17 protein-coding genes are annotated in these 17,398 nt (G+C 64.4%); 13 read left to right on the top strand and 4 right to left on the bottom strand.

Translation table 11 applies throughout. From position 1 onward, the window contains the following. Positions 1-3: 3 nt before the first annotated feature. Together ACXJ1Z_RS06570 and ACXJ1Z_RS06565 are read left to right on the top strand one after the other, a co-directional pair. Positions 4-888, top strand: coding sequence for a cytochrome b/b6 domain-containing protein (locus tag ACXJ1Z_RS06570; RefSeq protein ID WP_463780457.1), 885 nt, complete (start codon positions 4-6; stop codon positions 886-888). Continuing rightward, entirely contained in the window at positions 885-1,646 is a 762-nt protein-coding gene (locus tag ACXJ1Z_RS06565) for a molybdopterin-dependent oxidoreductase (protein WP_463780455.1), read from the top strand. The genes ACXJ1Z_RS06570 and ACXJ1Z_RS06565 overlap by 4 nt, the downstream gene beginning before the upstream one ends. A gap of 21 nt (positions 1,647-1,667) precedes the next feature. Here ACXJ1Z_RS06565 and ACXJ1Z_RS06560 read toward each other — a convergent pair whose 3' ends face one another. From ACXJ1Z_RS06560 to wecB, 3 genes are all read right to left on the bottom strand, one after another. Further along, a complete protein-coding gene (locus ACXJ1Z_RS06560) occupies positions 1,668-4,034 on the bottom strand; it encodes a TonB-dependent receptor (protein ID WP_463780453.1) in 2,367 nt (788 codons plus the stop codon). A gap of 153 nt (positions 4,035-4,187) precedes the next feature. Next, a complete protein-coding gene (gene wecC, locus ACXJ1Z_RS06555) occupies positions 4,188-5,489 on the bottom strand; it encodes a UDP-N-acetyl-D-mannosamine dehydrogenase (RefSeq protein WP_463780452.1) in 1,302 nt (433 codons plus the stop codon). Further along, on the bottom strand, positions 5,467-6,606 hold the full coding sequence (gene wecB, locus ACXJ1Z_RS06550; protein WP_463780451.1) for a non-hydrolyzing UDP-N-acetylglucosamine 2-epimerase: 1,140 nt from the start codon (positions 6,604-6,606) through the stop codon (positions 5,467-5,469). The genes wecC and wecB overlap by 23 nt, the downstream gene beginning before the upstream one ends. Positions 6,607-6,824: 218 nt before the next feature. Here wecB and ACXJ1Z_RS06545 point away from each other — a divergent pair, with 218 nt between their 5' ends. From ACXJ1Z_RS06545 to ACXJ1Z_RS06495, 11 genes are all read left to right on the top strand, one after another. Next, positions 6,825-8,858 carry a putative bifunctional diguanylate cyclase/phosphodiesterase gene (locus ACXJ1Z_RS06545; protein ID WP_463780449.1) on the top strand — a complete coding sequence of 678 codons (2,034 nt, stop codon included), beginning with the start codon at positions 6,825-6,827 and terminating at the stop codon, positions 8,856-8,858. 37 nt (positions 8,859-8,895) lie between these two features. Beyond that, a complete protein-coding gene (locus ACXJ1Z_RS06540) occupies positions 8,896-9,318 on the top strand; it encodes a BLUF domain-containing protein (protein ID WP_463780448.1) in 423 nt (140 codons plus the stop codon). 67 nt (positions 9,319-9,385) lie between these two features. Continuing rightward, entirely contained in the window at positions 9,386-9,940 is a 555-nt protein-coding gene (dcd, locus tag ACXJ1Z_RS06535) for a dCTP deaminase (protein WP_463780446.1), read from the top strand. Positions 9,941-10,035: 95 nt separating this feature from the next. Continuing rightward, positions 10,036-10,596 (top strand): DoxX family protein, encoded by a 561-nt coding sequence (locus ACXJ1Z_RS06530; protein WP_463780444.1) that lies wholly within the window; start codon positions 10,036-10,038, stop codon positions 10,594-10,596. Positions 10,597-10,687: 91 nt separating this feature from the next. Continuing rightward, the gene (locus ACXJ1Z_RS06525; protein ID WP_463780442.1) at positions 10,688-11,212 is read left to right on the top strand and encodes a nuclear transport factor 2 family protein; all 525 of its coding nucleotides are present in this window, start codon (positions 10,688-10,690) and stop codon (positions 11,210-11,212) included. Then, complete coding sequence (locus ACXJ1Z_RS06520) at positions 11,209-11,988, top strand: SDR family NAD(P)-dependent oxidoreductase (protein WP_463780440.1); 780 nt, start codon at positions 11,209-11,211, stop codon at positions 11,986-11,988. The genes ACXJ1Z_RS06525 and ACXJ1Z_RS06520 overlap by 4 nt, the downstream gene beginning before the upstream one ends. Next, positions 11,985-12,452, top strand: coding sequence for a nuclear transport factor 2 family protein (locus tag ACXJ1Z_RS06515; protein WP_463780439.1), 468 nt, complete (start codon positions 11,985-11,987; stop codon positions 12,450-12,452). The genes ACXJ1Z_RS06520 and ACXJ1Z_RS06515 overlap by 4 nt, the downstream gene beginning before the upstream one ends. A 154-nt stretch (positions 12,453-12,606) precedes the next feature. Continuing rightward, entirely contained in the window at positions 12,607-14,565 is a 1,959-nt protein-coding gene (locus ACXJ1Z_RS06510; protein ID WP_463780437.1) for a 3-oxoacyl-ACP synthase III family protein, read from the top strand. Positions 14,566-14,756: 191 nt separating this feature from the next. Then, complete coding sequence (locus tag ACXJ1Z_RS06505) at positions 14,757-15,176, top strand: hypothetical protein (protein WP_463780435.1); 420 nt, start codon at positions 14,757-14,759, stop codon at positions 15,174-15,176. Positions 15,177-15,344: 168 nt separating this feature from the next. Further along, complete coding sequence (locus ACXJ1Z_RS06500; protein WP_463780433.1) at positions 15,345-16,076, top strand: cytochrome c oxidase assembly protein; 732 nt, start codon at positions 15,345-15,347, stop codon at positions 16,074-16,076. Continuing rightward, on the top strand, positions 16,073-16,744 hold the full coding sequence (locus ACXJ1Z_RS06495) for a cytochrome b (protein ID WP_463780431.1): 672 nt from the start codon (positions 16,073-16,075) through the stop codon (positions 16,742-16,744). The genes ACXJ1Z_RS06500 and ACXJ1Z_RS06495 overlap by 4 nt, the downstream gene beginning before the upstream one ends. On the opposite strand, the gene ACXJ1Z_RS06490 is transcribed toward ACXJ1Z_RS06495, so the two are convergent. Beyond that, positions 16,641-17,321 carry a c-type cytochrome gene (locus ACXJ1Z_RS06490; protein ID WP_463780429.1) on the bottom strand — a complete coding sequence of 227 codons (681 nt, stop codon included), beginning with the start codon at positions 17,319-17,321 and terminating at the stop codon, positions 16,641-16,643. The two genes, ACXJ1Z_RS06495 and ACXJ1Z_RS06490, sit on opposite strands and share 104 nt — an antisense overlap. Between the last annotated feature and the right edge of the window lie 77 nt (positions 17,322-17,398).

The raw sequence follows: 17,398 nt of genomic DNA, 5'->3' as shown, positions 1-17,398 counted from the left end.
GTCATGCCGGTCGAGTCCGAGATATCCAGGGGTGCGGTGGCGGGTGATGCCGGATCGATCGAGCGTCCAACGCCCAAGGGCGGGGACGTGGTGCGGCGTCATCGCCTTTCCACGCGCATCTGGCATGCGGTCAACGCGGTGACCCTGCTCGTCATGCTGATGAGCGGTTTGATGATCTTCAACGCGCACCCCCGCCTCTACTGGGGCGAATATGGCGCCAACTTCGACCGGGCCTGGCTCGAGATCGGGCAGCAGAGCGGGCAGGGGTTCCTGCGCATCGGCTCGCTGCGGATGCCGATGGGGCACTGGCTGGGCGCGTGGACCGACGCGGCGGGGATCGAGCGGCACCGCGCCTTTCCGTACTGGGCGACGTTGCCGTCCAGCTACAGCCTGGCCGATGGACGGATCTGGCATCTCGCCTTCGCCTGGCTGCTGGCCGTCGGGTTGCTGGTCTATCTCGTCTGGTCGCTGGTGAACGGCCATCTCAAGCGCGACATTCACATTCGCCGGGCCGAATGGCGACCATCGCATATCTGGCATGACATCAAGGCCCATGCGCGCCTTCGGTTTCCCACCGGAGCGGCGGCGTTGCGATACAATGTGCTGCAAAAGCTGTCCTACGCCGCGGTGCTGTTCGGACTGATTCCGCTGATGATCCTCACCGGTCTGGCGATGTCGCCGGGCACGGACGCCTGGGCGCCGGTAGTGACCGAGCTGTTCGGTGGCCGCCAGTCGGCGCGATCGGTGCATTTCGTATGCGCCTGGGGGCTGGTGGCGTTTGTGGTGGTGCATGTCGCGATGGTCATTCTCGCCGGGCCGATCAACGAATTGCGCTCCATCGTCACCGGCAAGTACCGGCTGCCGCGCGATCGGAGCGACAAGGCATGAGCAGGCTGATCCTTTCGCGCCGCACGCTGATCCGCACCGGGGCGCTGGGTGGCGGGCTGCTGCTGTCGGGTTGCGACAAGCTCTACCAGCAGCCGGGATTCAAGAACCTGCTGGAACGTGGCGAGGACTTGCACCAGGTCACCCAGCGCGCCTTGGGCGGTCAGGCCCTCGCGCGCGAATACCGGCCAACGGACATGTCGCTGCAGTTCCGCGCGAACGGCAGCAAGCAAGGCGCGGGCGAAGAATACCAGCGGCATCTGGCGCAGGGCTTCGCACGATGGGCACTGCGGGTCGACGGCATGGTGGCACGGCCGCTGGCCTTGCCGCTGTCAGCCTTGCAAGCGATGCCGCAGCGCCCTCAGATCACGCGTCACGATTGCGTCGAGGGCTGGAGTGCGATCGGACAATGGCAGGGCCCGCGCCTGTCGCACGTGCTGGATTTGGCGCAAGTCAGCTCGGCGGCGAAGTACCTCGTGTTCCATTGCGCCGATATCTACGGCGGCGCGCCCTACTACGAATCGATCGACATGATCGATGCGCGCCACCCGCAGACGATCCTCGCCTGGCAGATGAACGGCCGCCCGCTGGAAGAAGCTCACGGCGCCCCGGTGCGACTGCGGGTGGAACGCCAGCTCGGCTACAAGCATGCCAAGTTCGTCATGCGCATCGAGGCGCGAGACACTCTGGCGGGCGTTTATGGCGGCAAGGGTGGCTACTGGGAGGATAGCAGCGGCTACGCCTGGTACGCGGGGATTTGACAGCGCCCGGGGCTGAACGTCCTACTGCCATGCTCGCAAGGTCACGCCGATGGTGCGCGGATCGCTGGGCGTGCCCAGGATCAGGCCGGAATTGCCCGCCTGGATCGTCAGGTTCTGGATGTAGTCCTTGTCGAACAGGTTGCGTGCGAACACGCTGATCTCCACCCCGGCGTTCAGGCGATAGCCGATGCTGGCGTTGGTGAGATTATAGCCCTTGATCAGCGTGAACTGCGACAGGCTGGGATCGCCGTAGTAGCTGGTGCGCCAGCTGGTGTCGGCATGGGCGACGAGACTGCCGTGACTGCCGAGCGGCGCCGCGTAGTCGAGTGTCACGCTTTCCGACCAGCGGGGCAGACCGACCAGCGGTTTGCCGGTCAGATTGCAGGCGGTGGTGGCGGCGGTCTGTACTTCCAGCGGGCAAGGACCGGCGGGATAGTCGGTGTACTCGCCATGTGCGTAGGCGAGTGAGCCGCCGATCGTGAGACCCGCGATCGGGCGCAGGGCGGCGTCGATCTCCACGCCCTTCACCGTCACCTCGGGGATGTTGGACAAGTAGCCGCGCAAGGCCACGGTCTGGCTGCTGTCCACCACGGTCGCCTGGAAATCGCGCACCTTGGTGATGTAGCCGGTGAGGTTGAAGGTCAGCCGCTTGTCGAACAGCTGCGTCTTGAGGCCCGCCTCGTAGGTGGTGTTCCGCTCGGGCCGCACCACTGCGGTCGATAGCGCCGGCTGGTTGGCACTGGTCAGCACCAAGCCCGACATGTTGATGCCGCCCGATTTGAAGCCGCGCGCAAAGCTGCCGTAAGCCATGACGGCGTCGGTCAACCGGTACGAGAGGTTGGCCCGGCCAGAGAGGCTGCCATCCTTGTCACGGGCCGAGTAGGTTTGCCGCCGCAGGATCGAAAGCCGCGCCGCCGTCAGCGCGGCGATCTGCGCCGGGGTGCCGCTCAGCGCCGGACCGCCACCGACCGGGCTGTCGTAGTCGCCGTGCTTGCGCTCGTAGGTATAACGCAGGCCACCAGTCGCGGTCAGGCGCGGGGTGACGTCGTAGTTTACTTCCTCGAACGCGGCGTAGCTGCTGGTGACGAAGTGGGTCTGACCGTTGGTGCCGTAGCCGTCGAGCAGGTTGGTCGGCACGGCGACGGTGGTGCCGTTCGCGGTGAAGGTCGGGCCGATCAGCCATGGCGCACCGGCCGGGCCGTAAGTGCTGATCGGACTGCCATCGAGCTGCTGGTGGAAATAATACAGGCCGCCGACATAGCGCAGCGGGCCGGTGCCGTTCGACGCGATCCGCAGTTCCTGGCTGTACTGGTCCTGGCGCGAGGGGATGTGCTGTTCCAGCTGGATCGGGACGCCGGTGTAGTCGCGGTCGTTGTCCGCATCCCAGTTCCAGAAACGCCAGGCGGTGATCGAGGTCAGCGTCACTGCGCCCAGATTCCAGTCCGCCGTGCCCGACACACCGCCCTCGTTGGTGTTCACCCCCAACGCGGCATCGATGTTGGTGCGCCGGTCGTACGGGTCGAAGCTGGCGGGCGAGTAGCCGAAGCGCGCGGCGAGGGCCGGATACTGCCGCGCGGCGGGGCGCAGGCTGGTGCCGACGCGCAGATAGACTTGGGTGCAGCATTCGCTTTCGAAGTTGGTGAAGTCGGCGCTGAGGCGGAACTGGAAATCCTCGTTCGGCTTGAACAGCAACTGGCCGCGCACCGCCTGATTGCCGATCCCATTCAGCTTGCGGCCGTTGACGACGTTGCGGATCACGCCATCGCGCCGGGTGCTCAGGCCCGAGACGCGGAACGCCAGCGTGTCGGTGATCGGACCGGAGGCGGATGCGCGCACCTGGACGAAATCGCGCGATCCTACGCTGATCTCCTCGCGCGCCTCGGGGGTGAAGCTGGGTGCGCGGGTGACGATCGAGATGGCGCCGGCGGTGGTGTTCTTGCCGAACAGCGTGCCTTGGGGGCCGCGAAGCACTTCGATCCGCTCGATGTCGGTGAAGTCGAAGGCGGCGGTGGCGGGGCGGGCATGATAAACGCCATCGACGTAGAAGCCGACGCCCGGTTCCAGCCCGTCGTTCGCCTGGCTTACCGCGACCACGCTCGAGCCCAGACCGCGTATCGTGAACGACGTATTGCGCGGATTGGCCGACGAATAGTTCAGCGTCGGCACCAGCGTCGTCAGGTTCTGGGTGTTGACGACATAGGCGCGCTCGATCGTTTCGCCCTGCACCACGGAAACCGCGACGGGCACTTGCTGAATGTTTTCGGCGCGCTGCCGGGCGGTGACGATGATCGGGCTTTTGGCATCGGCAGCCTCGTCGGCACGGGCGAGGCCGGGTGCCGCGCACAGCAACGGGGCGGCGCAAAGCACCGCGCTAAAACGCATCGTCATGATCGAAGCCCTCAATCGCCCTGTTCTATATCCGCCGGTATATAGAAAAAAGCGCGAAGGAAAGGGCTTGAAAACACCAGCTTCGTAAAAAAGCCTGCCTTCTCCCGCGGAGCGGGGCCGTCGAAGGCCCAGAAAGTCAGATCGGGAGCGGGGTCAGCCCGCCAGACGGACCGGCGCCGCGTCTTCGCGGATGGCGCGCGGCTGATCGGGCCAGATGCCGCGGGTGTCGTAGACCAGCTTGTCCGCCCGTTCGGCCAGCGGCACGACGCGGAACACGTCGTGGTCGACCAGCACGATGAGGATGTCGCAGGTCTCCAGCGCCTCGTCGACGTCGATCAGGTGCGCGCCGGTATCGGTGAATTCGATCGGGAGCTCGGCGGCGTAGGGCTCGACGATGTGGACTCGTGCCCCATACTTGCGGGCCAGGCGCGCCGCGACGAAGCGCGCGGGGCTTTCGCGGAAATCGTCGATGTTGGCCTTGAACGCCAGGCCCAGGCAGGCGATCTTCGCCCCGGGGTTGGCGGCGACCAGTTCGTCTGCCTTCTTGATGACGTGGTGCATCTTGCCATCGTTGACCCCGCGCGCGGTGCGGATCAGCGGGGTCTCCTCGGGCGCACCGTGGACGATGAACCAGGGGTCGACCGCGATGCAGTGGCCGCCGACGCCGGGGCCGGGCGACAGGATGTTCACGCGCGGGTGGCGGTTGGCGAGGCGGATCACCTCCCACACGTCGAGGCCCATGCGGTCCGACACCATCGATAGCTCGTTGGCGAAGGCGATGTTGACGTCGCGATAGGCGTTCTCGACCAGCTTGGTCATCTCGGCCGAGCGGGCGTCGGTGGTGACGCACTCGCCGCGCACGAAGCGCTTGTAGAACGCCAGCGCCTTGCGCGCGCAGCGTGGGGTAATGCCGCCGATCGAGCGGTCGTTGTTGATCAGCTCTTCCAGAATGCGGCCCGGCAGCACGCGCTCGGGGCAGTAAGCCACCGCGATGTCGGGCGTCTCGCGGGTGAGGCCGGGAATTTTCAGGTCGGGGCGCATTTCGGCGATCATGTCGCGCAGCCGGTCGGTAGTGCCGACCGGCGAGGTCGATTCGAGGATGACGATGTCGCCCTGTTTCAGCACCGGCGCGATCGTGCGACCGGCGGCGAGAACATACGAGATGTCGGGCGCGTGATCCTTGTCGAACGGCGTCGGCACCGCGATCACGAACACGTCGGCGGGCGCGACGTCGACCGAAGCCGACAGCAGCCCGCGCGCGACGACGCCCTGGACCAGGCCGTCGAGATCGACTTCCTCGATGTGGATCTCGCCGCGGTTGATGGTGTCGACCACCCGCTGCGAGACGTCGAGACCCAGCACCTTGCACCCGGCGCGCGCGATCACCGCTGCGGTGGGAAGGCCGATGTAGCCAAGGCCGACTACACAGACGTCAGGCTTCGAATCCGATTTCATTGGCGAGCAACTCCACGATGCGGGCCGAGCTGTACCCATCCCCGAACGGGTTGTGGGCACGCGCCATGGCCTCGTATGCTTCCCTATCGTCGAGCAGGGTTGATAATTCGGTAACGATGGTCAGGGGATCGGTGCCGACCAGCCTGGCGGTGCCCGCTTCGACGCCCTCGGGCCGTTCGGTGGTCTCGCGCATGACCAGCACTGGCTTGCCCAGCGCGGGCGCTTCTTCCTGCACCCCGCCGCTGTCGGTCAACATGATCTCGGCGATGTTGATGAGCCGGGCGAAGTGCGGATAATCGAGCGGTTCGATCAGCGCGACGTTGTCGAGCCCGGCAAGCCCCTCGTTCATCACCTTGCGCACGTTGGGGTTGAGGTGGACGGGAAAGATCACCGCCACGTCGGGGCGCTCGGCGATCTGGCGAATCGCGCGGGCGATCCCTTCCATGCCATCACCGAAGTTCTCGCGCCGGTGACTGGTGACGCCGATGATGCGCTTTCCCGCAAACCGCCTCTCGAGCTCCGCGAGACCGCCGGCGAGCGCCGGCTCCGCCTCGATCCGTTCCGAAACCCAATGCAGCGCATCGATCACCGTGTTGCCGGTGACGTGGACGCGCGCCGGATCGATGTTTTCCTTGAGCAGGGCGCCGGCTGCCGTCGCGGTGGGCGCGAAGTGCAGGCTGGCCATGGCGCCGATGATCTTGCGGTTCACCTCCTCGGGCCAGGGGTGATAGATGTTGTAGCTGCGCAGCCCGGCTTCGACGTGATCGACCGGGATCTTGCGGTAGTACGCGGCCAGCGCACCCGACATGGCCGTCGCGGTATCGCCTTGCACGATCACGCGATCGGGTCGCACCTGGTCCATCAATTCGCCAAGCCCGGTCAGCAACCGTGCGGTGAGGGCGTCCAGCGTCTGGTCGGGCTGCATGACGTCGAGGTCGTGATCCGCGACGATCCCGGAAATTTCCAGTACCTGATCGAGCATCTGGCGATGCTGCGCGGAGATGCACACCATGCATGCGAACCGGGGATCGGCGCGCAACGCATGGATGACGGGGAAAAGCTTGATCGCCTCGGGACGAGTGCCGAAGACGACGAGGATACGCGAAGGTGAGGTCATGGCGCCGGCCGTACCATCCTCGGGTTAAGCATGACATAAGACGTTGCGGTCGCGAGATGCCAATGCGCACGGCCCCCTGCGAGCGCGCAATCCATCTATAAATGTCACGTAGTAGAATCTGCTAGATGTACCAAAATGGCTTCAAATGACCGAATCTTAACGATATCCGGCACAGATAGTGCCTGCGGGCGACCTTGCCCGTCGTCATGGAGCCGTCGATGCGGGTCTTAACTTGCCTGGTCTACGAGCACGACTGGCGGATCGTCCTGGTGGCCGCGCTGATGTGCTGTGCCGGCGCGATCGTCTCGATCACCCTGTTCCAGCGTACATTGCGCGAAAGCGGCCCCTCGCGGCTGCACTGGTGCCTGCTATCGGCGATCACCGCGGGATGCGCGACATGGGCGACGCACTTCATCGCAATGCTGGGATATCGCACCACCGCCCCGGTCGAATTCAACGGGCCGTTGACGGTAACCTCGGCGATGATCGCGATCGGCGGGATCGGTTGCGGGCTGATGCTGGCATCGATCCTGCGCCGATCGCTCGCGGTGGTGATCGGCGGCGGCGTGATCGGCCTGTCGATCGCGGCGATGCATTATGTCGGCATGTTCGCCTACCGTGTCGAGGGTACCGTTGACTGGATCCCCGGCTATGTCGTCACCTCGCTGTTCGTGGCGTCCTTGATGGCGATGGCGGTGGTATATCGACTTCAGGCGCGGCCACTGGATCGTCTGGCGCCTGCGCTCATCCTCGTCGGTGCGATCGTCGGCCTGCACTTCACCGGCATGGCCGGGTTCATCGTCACCCCGATCCGCGGCATGCCCACCGTCGCGCAGAACCAGACCTTCATCGCTGTCGCGCTGGCGATCGCGATGGTCGCGCTGCTCATCGTGGGCATGGGTATTTCCACGTATCTGATCGAAGTGCGGGTTCAGGCGCACTCGCAGGATCAGCTCAAGCACATCGCGATGCACGACACCCTGACCGAACTGGCCAATCGCCATTCGTTCTCGCAGGCTTTGCTGAGCGAATGCGGCAAGCTTAGTCGCTATGGTCGACCCTTCGCGTTGCTGATGGTGGATCTCGATCGCTTCAAGCCCATCAACGACACATTGGGCCACCCCACCGGCGACATCGTGCTGAAGAAAGTCGCCAAACGGCTTCTGCGTGCCGTCCGCGCCGGGGATCTGGTCGCGCGGATCGGCGGGGACGAGTTTGCCATTATCGCGTTCGGCATGTCCGACAGCACGCAGGCGAGCGGGCTGGCCGCGCGGGTCGTCGAGATCCTGTCACGGCCGTTCATCATCGACGGCAACGTCGCCGAACTCGGCGGCAGTGTGGGCGTGGCGCTGGCGCCCGATCACGGGAGCGAACCCGAGGATCTGATCCAGTATGCCGACGTGGCACTCTATTCCGCCAAGGGCGCCGGCAAGAACCAGTTCTGCCTGTTCGAATCGGCGATGATGGAAGAGATGCAGCGAAGGCGGTTGCTCGAAGTCGAACTGCGCCGCGCCTGTATGCGCGACGAATTCACCGTGGTCTATCAGCCGATCATGGATTCGCTGACCGGCGGCATCGCGGGAGCCGAGGCGCTGTTGCGCTGGAACTGCCCGGGACGTGGCGACATCTCGCCTGCGGAGTTCATTCCCATCGCCGAGGATCTGGGGCTCGTCTCGCGCATCGGCGCCAGCGTGCTGCGCCAGGCCTGCACAGACGCGATATCGTGGCCGGAAAGTCTCGACATCGCCGTCAACGTGTCACCGGTCCAGCTGCTCGACCCGCGCTTGCCGCAGATCGTCGCCCAGGCGCTGCAGGACTCCGGGCTCAAGGCGGAGCGGCTCGAACTGGAGATCACCGAGACCGCGCTGCTGGGTGACGACGAGGCGGCGCTGCGCACGCTCAACAACTTGCGCGATCTCGGCGTGCGGATTTCGCTCGACGACTTCGGCACCGGGTATTCCTCGCTCAGCTATCTGCACCGCTTTCCGATCAGCCGGATCAAGATCGATCGCTCGTTCGTACAAAAGCTGCCGTCCGATCCAGGCAGCGCCTCGATCGTGCGTGCGATCGCGCAACTTGGCGAGAGCCTCGACATGAAGGTAACCGCCGAGGGTATCGAGACCGCGGAACAGCTATCCTTCATCTCTCAGCATGGCTGTGATCACGTTCAGGGATTCCTGCTCAGCCGACCCATCAAGACCGCCGACATGATCGCGCTGCTGCACAGCCGCGTGGGCTCGATCGCGGCCTGACACTTCAGCGATCCGGCACGGGGCCCTATCGATGTCCATGAACAGACTTCTCTATATCAGCCGCTGCGCCCTGCCCGAGCAAGGCGCGGCCCGCGAAGCGGCGGTGCGCGAGATCGCCACACGCTCGGCGCAGCGCAATGCCTCGGCAATGCTGAGCGGCAGCCTGCTGTTCGTGAACGACAGCTTCGTGCAGGTGCTCGAAGGCCCCAAGTTGGCGGTCGAGCGCACGTTCGAGGCCATCTGCTGCGATTTTCGGCATGACGACGTCAAGCTGATCGATCTGGTGCCGATCACGGAACGCGCGTTTTCCGAGTGGAACATGGCGTTCCTCAGCGCGGGCGAAGAAACCACGCTGAAGATGCGCGACGACTTGCAGGAAGTGCGCTTCATGGTCGGGATCAACGCACGCGAGGCGGTGACCCAGATGCGTCAACTGCTGAAGCAGGACGCCTTCGCCTGAACCGCTTTGGTGGACAAGCTGCGGCGGCCTCTTGCTACAGGGGCCAGCTTGGGGAATCGCACCCGCCATGTCAGTTCTGAGCGACAAGTGGATCCGCGAGCAGGCGCTCGCTTCCAAGATGATAGAGCCCTTCGTCGAAGGGCAGCGGCGTGATGGCTGCATTTCCTACGGCCTGTCGTCCTATGGCTACGATGCGCGCGTGGCGGACGAGTTCAAGATCTTCACCAATGTCGATTCGGCCGTGGTCGATCCAAAGAACTTCGCCGCCAACTCGTTCGTCGATCGCAAGACCGACGTCTGTGTGATCCCGCCCAACTCGTTCGTGCTGGCGCGTACGGTCGAATACTTTCGGGTGCCGCGCGACGTGCTGGTAATCTGCCTGGGTAAATCGACGTATGCTCGTTGCGGGATCATCGTCAACGTCACCCCGCTCGAACCCGGCTGGGAAGGCCATGTGACCCTCGAATTCTCGAACACGACGCCGCTGCCGGCCAAAGTTTACGCCAACGAAGGCGCGTGCCAGTTCCTGTTTCTGAAAGGGAACGAGCCCTGCGAGGTCAGCTATGCCGATCGTGCGGGCAAGTACATGGGCCAGCGCGGGGTAACGCTGCCAAAGCTCTAGGCGCGTGCGGCGATGAAAGTGGCCTCGCCCGTTCGGGAACAAACCTGATCGTCGATGCGTCCTAGGCTGGATAACAGTCGGGAAGAGGGCACGCCATGTCGAAGATCGCCGCCATCATCGGACGCTTGCTGATCGGCATCCTGTTCATCGCGACAGGTGCCGGAAAGCTCATGTATGTCGCCGGACCGGCGGGAATGCTGGCGAACGCCGGCTTGCCCAGCAATCTGGCAGTGCCGGTCGGAATCTTCGAGCTTGTTGGCGGACTGTGCCTGGCCGCCGGTTTCGCGGTGCGGCTGGTTTCGATCCTCCTCGCCGGGTTTACCGCGCTGACAATCCTGTTCTTCCACAACCAGTTCACCGATCCAGTGCAGCAGATCAATGCGCTGAAGAACCTTGCTATCATCGGCGGCCTGGTGCTCGCGTTCGCGCATAGCCAGATGTGGTGGCACTATTATTCGCTGCGCACCGAGCGGCGCGGTGAACTCGCGACCCGGGATGCCGAGCAGCGGGTGCACGATGCCGAACTGCGCGCGGCTCGCGCTGAAGCTGTCGCCGAAGCGACGAGGACCGGTGCGGCCGCTCCTACATATGTCGATACGCATACCGACGTCGTCGCGGGCAGCCATGCCGGTCGCCGTCGCTGGCTCGAATGGTGAGGCTGGCCGCGATCCCGCTCACTTATTCCATGCGCCCCCACGCGGGAACTTGACCCGGCCCATCCCGTCGCGCTGAATTGCCAGCGATAATATGACCGGAGAGGCAAGGATCATGGCGCAATCGACGATCGAGGAGCGGCTCGCGGCCCTGGAGGCAAGATGCCGCAAGGCGGAGGATCACCTCGAGATTCTTAACCTGCTGAACACCTATGGTCCGCTGGTGGACAGCGCCACCGCGCAACCTGCCGGAGAATTGTGGGTGCCGGGCGGCGGCTATTCGTTCACTCTTCCCGATGGCGGCACCAAGCGTCTCGAGGCGCCTGACGATATCGCGGGCATGTACCACTGGGAGGGTCACCTTGAGCTGGTGAAAACCGGCTGCGCGCACCTCACAGCGACGCCCAAGATCACGGTGACGGGCGACGATGCGGAAGCGGTCGGCTATTCGCTGGTCATCCTCAAGGAGGCCGAGCGCTGGGTGCTGTGGCGTGCAGCGGTCAACCACTGGACGCTGCGGCGCACCGACGACGGTTGGCGCATTGCCGAGCGCTTCAACCGTACGCTCGACGGGTCACCCGAAAGTCACGAGACCATGCGCAAGGTCGCGACGATATGAGCGGCCGGTTCGAAGGCAGGGTCGCCATCATCACCGGCGCCAGCACGGGTCTGGGCCCGGTAATGGCGCGGATGATGGCGCAGGAGGGCGCGCGGCTGGTGCTTGCCGCACGTCGGCTGGAACTGGTCGAGGAGGCTGCGGCCTCGATCGGCGAACAGGCCATCGCCGTGCGCGCCGACGTGACGATCGAAGACGACGTCGCCGCGATGGTCGAGGCGGCCATGAGCCGCTGGGGGCAGGTCGACGTTATGATGAACAACGCCGCCGTTCCGGGCACCGACAAGTGGATCTGGGAGCAGACGGTCGACAACTTCCTCGATACCTACAAGGTCGATTGCATGGCGGCGATGCTGTGTACGCGCGAAGTGCTCAATCGATCGATGCTGGAGCGGCGCAGCGGCTCGATCATCAACTTCTCGTCCAGCGCCGGGTGGGACGGCATGGTGCGCAAGAGCCATTACAGCGCTGCGAAAGGGGCGTTGCGCATCCTGACCAAGACGATCGCGCGCGAAGTGGGCGAATTCGGGATACGTTGCAATTGCGTGGTCCCGGGTGCGATCGGCACCGACCTCATGGTCAATTACATGAAGCGCGTCGCATCGGAGCAGGGCAGGACCTACGAGGAAGTGGAAGCCGGCATCGTCGCGCCCCTGCCGCTCAAGACGTTCTCGACGCCCGAAGATGTCGCGCGCATGGCGCTGTTCCTCGCCTCCGACGATGCGCGTACCGTCACCGGGCAGTCGATCAACGTCGATGCCGGACTGGTGATGTCATGACCGTGGACGACCTGCTGGCTCGCGAAGCGATCCGGCATGTCATGGCGCGCTACACGACTGCGGGCGACCGGTTGCAGGTCGACGATTTCGTCGCCTGCTTCACGAACGATGCCGTGATCGAGAGCGAACACGTGCCACCCGACCGCGCGTTTCGCTATGTGGGTGTCGCGGCTATCCGGGCGTGGCAGGATCGTTGGCGCTCGAGTGAGGGTGGTACCCACCAGGCCTCGTTCGTGCGCCACCACCTTTCCACTTCCCGGATCGACCTGATCGGCACCGGGGAGGCGGAAGCGCGCACGTACTGGGTGGCCTGGACCGACATCGGACCGGACCACGCGGGGCTGTACCTCGACCGGTTCCGCAAGGTCGGCGACGAATGGCTGATCGCACATCGCCGCGTACGCATGGACTGGGAAGCACCAGGCAGCCTGTTTCGCCAGGCGATCGTCAATTCGGGTACTTGAGCGTTCGTGTCCGCCCGATTGGCTGTTCTTTGCGAATAGTTTCGACCGCACAACAATTTGCCTTCATGGTGGCGATCGCGACCGAGGGGATGACGATGTCCGGTCTGGACAGTCATCCGTTGGGATCGCGTCACGAACACGGGAGACGGGCCTTATGAAATCTTTCGTGCTTAACCGGCATGGCTCGTTGGTATTGCCGGCAAATCTGTTCGCGCAACTCGACTTTTCGATCATCACGTCGCTCTCGCAGTTCGAAGCGATCGTTAAGCGTGACATGGAGTCCAAGGCACCGACCGGGACCGAGATCCTGGGGTCGATCGAAGCGGGCAGATATCGCAGCCGTATCGAACTGCTGCGCGACGTCGCGCTCAATCTCCACTGGGTCAACCGCAACACCATGACGTTGTACCAGAAGCGTCCGATGCGCTGGCGTGACGTGCCCCGGAACCGGCATGACCTGTTCCTGCCGGTGCAGGAGCCGTGGCAGGATGCGGATCGCAAGATCGCCTCCATGGGGTCCGCCTTCGAACAGCTGCCCAGCAGCAATCCCCAATCCGCCGCATCCGAGAACAAGATCTTCGGCCTGCTGTTCGAGATCGTGCGCTACAAGCGGCATCACGCGACCTACATGCCTGCGATCAAGCCCACCATCGCGGAGTTCCTGGCCGATCCCGAAAACCTGACCACGGTGCTGGATCGCCACGATCCCAATTTCCCGGTCTTCACCGAGAAGGACGTCGTCGACGTCAAGGAAGACTTGCCAGAACTGGAGGCGATACACCGCTGGGTGATGCTGCTCCACAACCTCTATCCGTGGGATCGCTCGCGCCAGCGGCTCGCACGCCCGCATGAGATCGCCGACGACGATTTCGTGATCGTCTTCGAGCCGCGCAACCGCGAAGTCCTGGAGTTCATCAACCGCGTGAAGGATGCGCGGGAAACGTCGACAGCGGCGGCGCCACCGCGGGCTGCCGTCGAGGCGAAACAGCCGATCCGGCCATATCCACCCGTGATGGTGCGAGACAAGTTCACCGTCATGCCCAGGATCGAAGCGCTGGCCGCAAGCCCCGGCGAACAGGTCTGCACCAATGAAGACGTCATCCGCAACTCGGCGATGAACTGGTCGCCGATGACGGCCGAGGAGATTCAATCCAAAACCGGGATCGAGGCGAGGTGCTACACCAACCGCGCGCTCGAGGAGATTTCGCTCGACGTGGCGCGCAGCGCACTCGCGCATTCGGGGCGCCAGCCCGAGGAGATCGGCGCGGTCCTGTTCTGCTCATGCACCAGCATCCGCCTCATCCCCTCGGTGGCGACCTGGCTCTCGGCCGAGCTTGGGATCTATCAGACGCACAATTCGAGCGACATCGTCGCGGCCTGTGCCGGCATGCCCTATGGCCTGTCGGAAGCCCTGCGGATCCTCGATGAGGTCAACCGCCCGGTCCTGCTCGTCTGCGCCGAGAAGTTCTCCGACAAGATCGGTAACGTGCGCACGTCCCGCATGCTCTTCGGCGATGGAGCGGCGGCCATGGTGATCGGACCGGCCCCAGCGGGCGGCGAGCCGGACATCGACATCGTCCAGACATACGCCAGCGGTCCCCGAAACGAAGTCAATGCGATCGTCTGGCCCAATCCCGATTTCGACAACAACATAACCGTCTATGGTCCGCCGGTCCGCGCGCTGGCCAAGCGCTACCTGATCCAGATGCTGGGCGAACTGCGGGATATCCCGGGCATTCATGGCGGGGACAAGATGATCGACGACATCGATCTGGTCGTGCCGCATCAGGCCAACAAGACCATGGTCACCGAATTGGCGGTCGAGGCCGGGCTGACTCCGGATCAGCTTTACTTCAATATCCAGCGCGTCGGAAACACCTCGGCGGCAAGCATCCCGCTCGCGATCCACGACGCGGTTGTCGAAGGGGTGATCGACAAGCCGATGCGCCTGTTCGCCCCGGGGTTCGGAGCCGGAGCCGTTGGCGGATATTCGGTGATCCGGATCGATCCTGCCATCGTGGCGACCATGGACCCGGCGGTGACGCGCAAAGGCAACGTGTTTCCCGTGCCCCGTTCATCGTCGGAGGATGTGCGGGTTGGTTTTGGCAGCTGATATGCCGGCGGATCGTCGCCGCTCCCATCAAGGCAGAGCCTCGTACTTCAACAAGCCCGGGTCGCGGGTGCCAGGCCAGGATCGGCATCGATCCGACAACGCGTGACGAACGCGATGTTCGCCGCCATGATGTCACGAACGTCGCTCCCCAAGGCTTTGGGCGAAGATGGCGGGAAAAAAGGAGAGTAAGCATGGCAGGCGACTGGACGACCCGAGGTGAGATCACGAGTGACCGCGTGCGCAAGGCGCTGGAGTGGGGCGACCGCATGAAGGACATCGTCAACGGAGCGTCCGCTGACGACTGGGACGTGCTGGTACCGATGATCGACGCCGACCGTTTCGTGCGCCGGGGCAACGAGCGCGATCAGGAGCTACGCTGGCCGGCGTACCGTGAATTGCTGGTGCAATGGAAAGCCGGCGGCGGCGTTTACGACAAGACGTTCCACCGCGCGACGGAAGCTGGCGACGTAGTCTATCTCGACCTGGACGAGCGCAGCGAGGCGCCGGACGGAACGGTGAGCACGCTTCGCTCCATCTCGATCTACGCCTTCGACGATCAGGATCGTATCGTGTCCGTTGACGTCTGCATGGGCTTCCATCAGCCGGGGTGAGGCACTTGATCGGTGCATCCAAATCGGGTCGGGGTGCGCCGGTCGGCCCTCCGCATCGGCGGGTTTTGGAAGGCGCTCGCACGGTTGGCTTGGGCGTGGGGAACCGCCGCCCAGGTCCTGCGTATGTCCTTGATGAGCCTTTTGTCGCGTGATCGAGGGATCGCTTAGTTGAACGTCGAGAATACCTGGACACCCTATTGCGGGGTCGCTCCCGTCCCCGAAGGTTGGCTTTCCCAGTGGAATTTCGACCCCATGGTTCTGATCGCGGCGCTTGCCGTGGTGCTATGGTCGATGGTGCGCCGTGATCGTGGGATGTCCTTGCAACTGGGTGCGGTGGTGTGCTTCACGATCCTGTTTGTTTCGCCACTTTGCGCGCTGGGCTCGGCGCTGTTCTCGGCTCGCGTCGTCCATCACCTCATCCTGACGATGATCCTGGCGCCGCTCGTCGTTTCGGGATTGCGCCTGCATCAGCGCCGGCTGCCGGGTTCGCTTGCCGTGCTGACGGCGGTGCAGGCCCTGACCTTCTGGGCGTGGCACGCGCCGCCGCTTTATGGCGTGGCGCTCGGCAGCGACATGATGTTTTGGGTCATGCAGGTCACGATCACCGGCACCGCCGCCTTGTGGTGGGCCAAGTTGCGGCAGGCTCCCTCGGCGGCTGCGGTCGCGGCGCTGCTGGCGACAATGGTGCAGATGGGGCTGCTTGGCGCGCTGCTGACCTTCGCGAACAGCGCGCTATATGCGCCGCACTGGCTGACGACGCAGGCGTGGGGACTGACACCGCTTGAGGATCAGCAGGTCGCCGGTCTCGTCATGTGGGCACCGGCTTCGGCCATCTACCTGCTGGTCGCGCTGACCATCCTGTACCGCGCGCTGTCGGTGCCCCGCGTGGCGCATTCGTGATCAAGAGCCTGCAGGAATGGTCGCACGCCTATCGCGAGCGGGGCAAATACACGCCGGTCGGCGTGTCGTTCCACTGGATCATGGCGGCGGCGGTGATCTATCAGCTCCTCTCGGGCTGGATCATGCAGCGCTATCTGGTTGGTCCGGACAAGCTGGAAGCCTATCGCCTCCACACCGAAGTCGGATTGAGCCTGCTCGCGCTGGGTGTCGCGCGGCTATTGTGGCGCATGGTGGTTCCCGGACCGATCAACGACGCCGACGATCAGGGATGGCGCACGACCGTGGCGCACACCATCCACATCGCCTTCTATGCACTGTTCGCGGTACTGCCGTTATCGGGCTGGATGATGTGGTCGGCGATCCAGCCGGCCGAGGAACTGTACCTTGCCGGCTTCATCCCGGTGCCCAACATGCCGTTCCACAACCTGTCGCCCGAGTGGCAGTTCTGGATCATGGATCGTGCGCTGTGGGTCCATGTCGCCGGCGTAATCATGCTGACCTTGTTGGTGCCGGGACATGCCCTGGCCGCGATCAAGCATCACTTCTGGGACAAGGACGACGTGCTCAAAGGCATGCTTCCGGAGATTGTGGATTCCGAGTGGCATCCCGGCGGGCCGGATTATAATCCGCGAGCGCATTCCGTTCCGCATCGGTCAGAGCGTGACTGATCCGCGTCATGACCCGCTGCGGATCGCCGGTGCGCTCACCCGCGCGCCATTGGCGTAGCTGTTCGGCAAGGTAGGCGGCGGGTTGATCCGCAACCGCTGGGTTGCCGGGCCTGCCGCGACCATCCTCGCCGTGGCAGGCGGCGCAGGCCTGTATGCCGCGGGCGGGGTCGCCCTGATGATAAAGGTTCACGGCGACGCACTGCGGTCGCTGGGCTTGCGGCTGCTCCGGCACGGGGAGCGCCGCGTAGTAGCGGGCCAGCTTCTCGCGGGCCGGACCATCCAAGCGCCGGGCGATCCACGACATCTGCTCGTTCCGGCGCAAGCCTTTGGCGTAGAACTCCATCTGCCTGGCGAAATAACCCCGATTCAGCCCCGCCAGACGCGGGGCGAGGTGGCCATCGCCTTCTCCATTCAGACCATGGCAGGTCACGCATGCGCCTGTGGCTCCGGCGTCGCCGCCACTCAGGGCGATGACTTCGCCGCTGCTCTCGAACTGGCTTTCGCGCGGCGACAAGTCGGCGCATCCGGCGCCCGACAAGGCGGCCACGATAAGCGCCTTGCGCAAGATTTGGGTCAAGACTGCCACCGTGCATGGGAACCAAGCGAGCCTGCACAGGTTCCCGTTCAAATGCGGGGGAGCGTTTTTCGGATCGG

The sequence above is a fragment of the Novosphingobium sp. TK46 genome, assembly GCF_055361525.1.
Note: the sequence above shows the minus strand (reverse complement) of the source record. Positions and strands in the feature narration are given on the sequence as shown.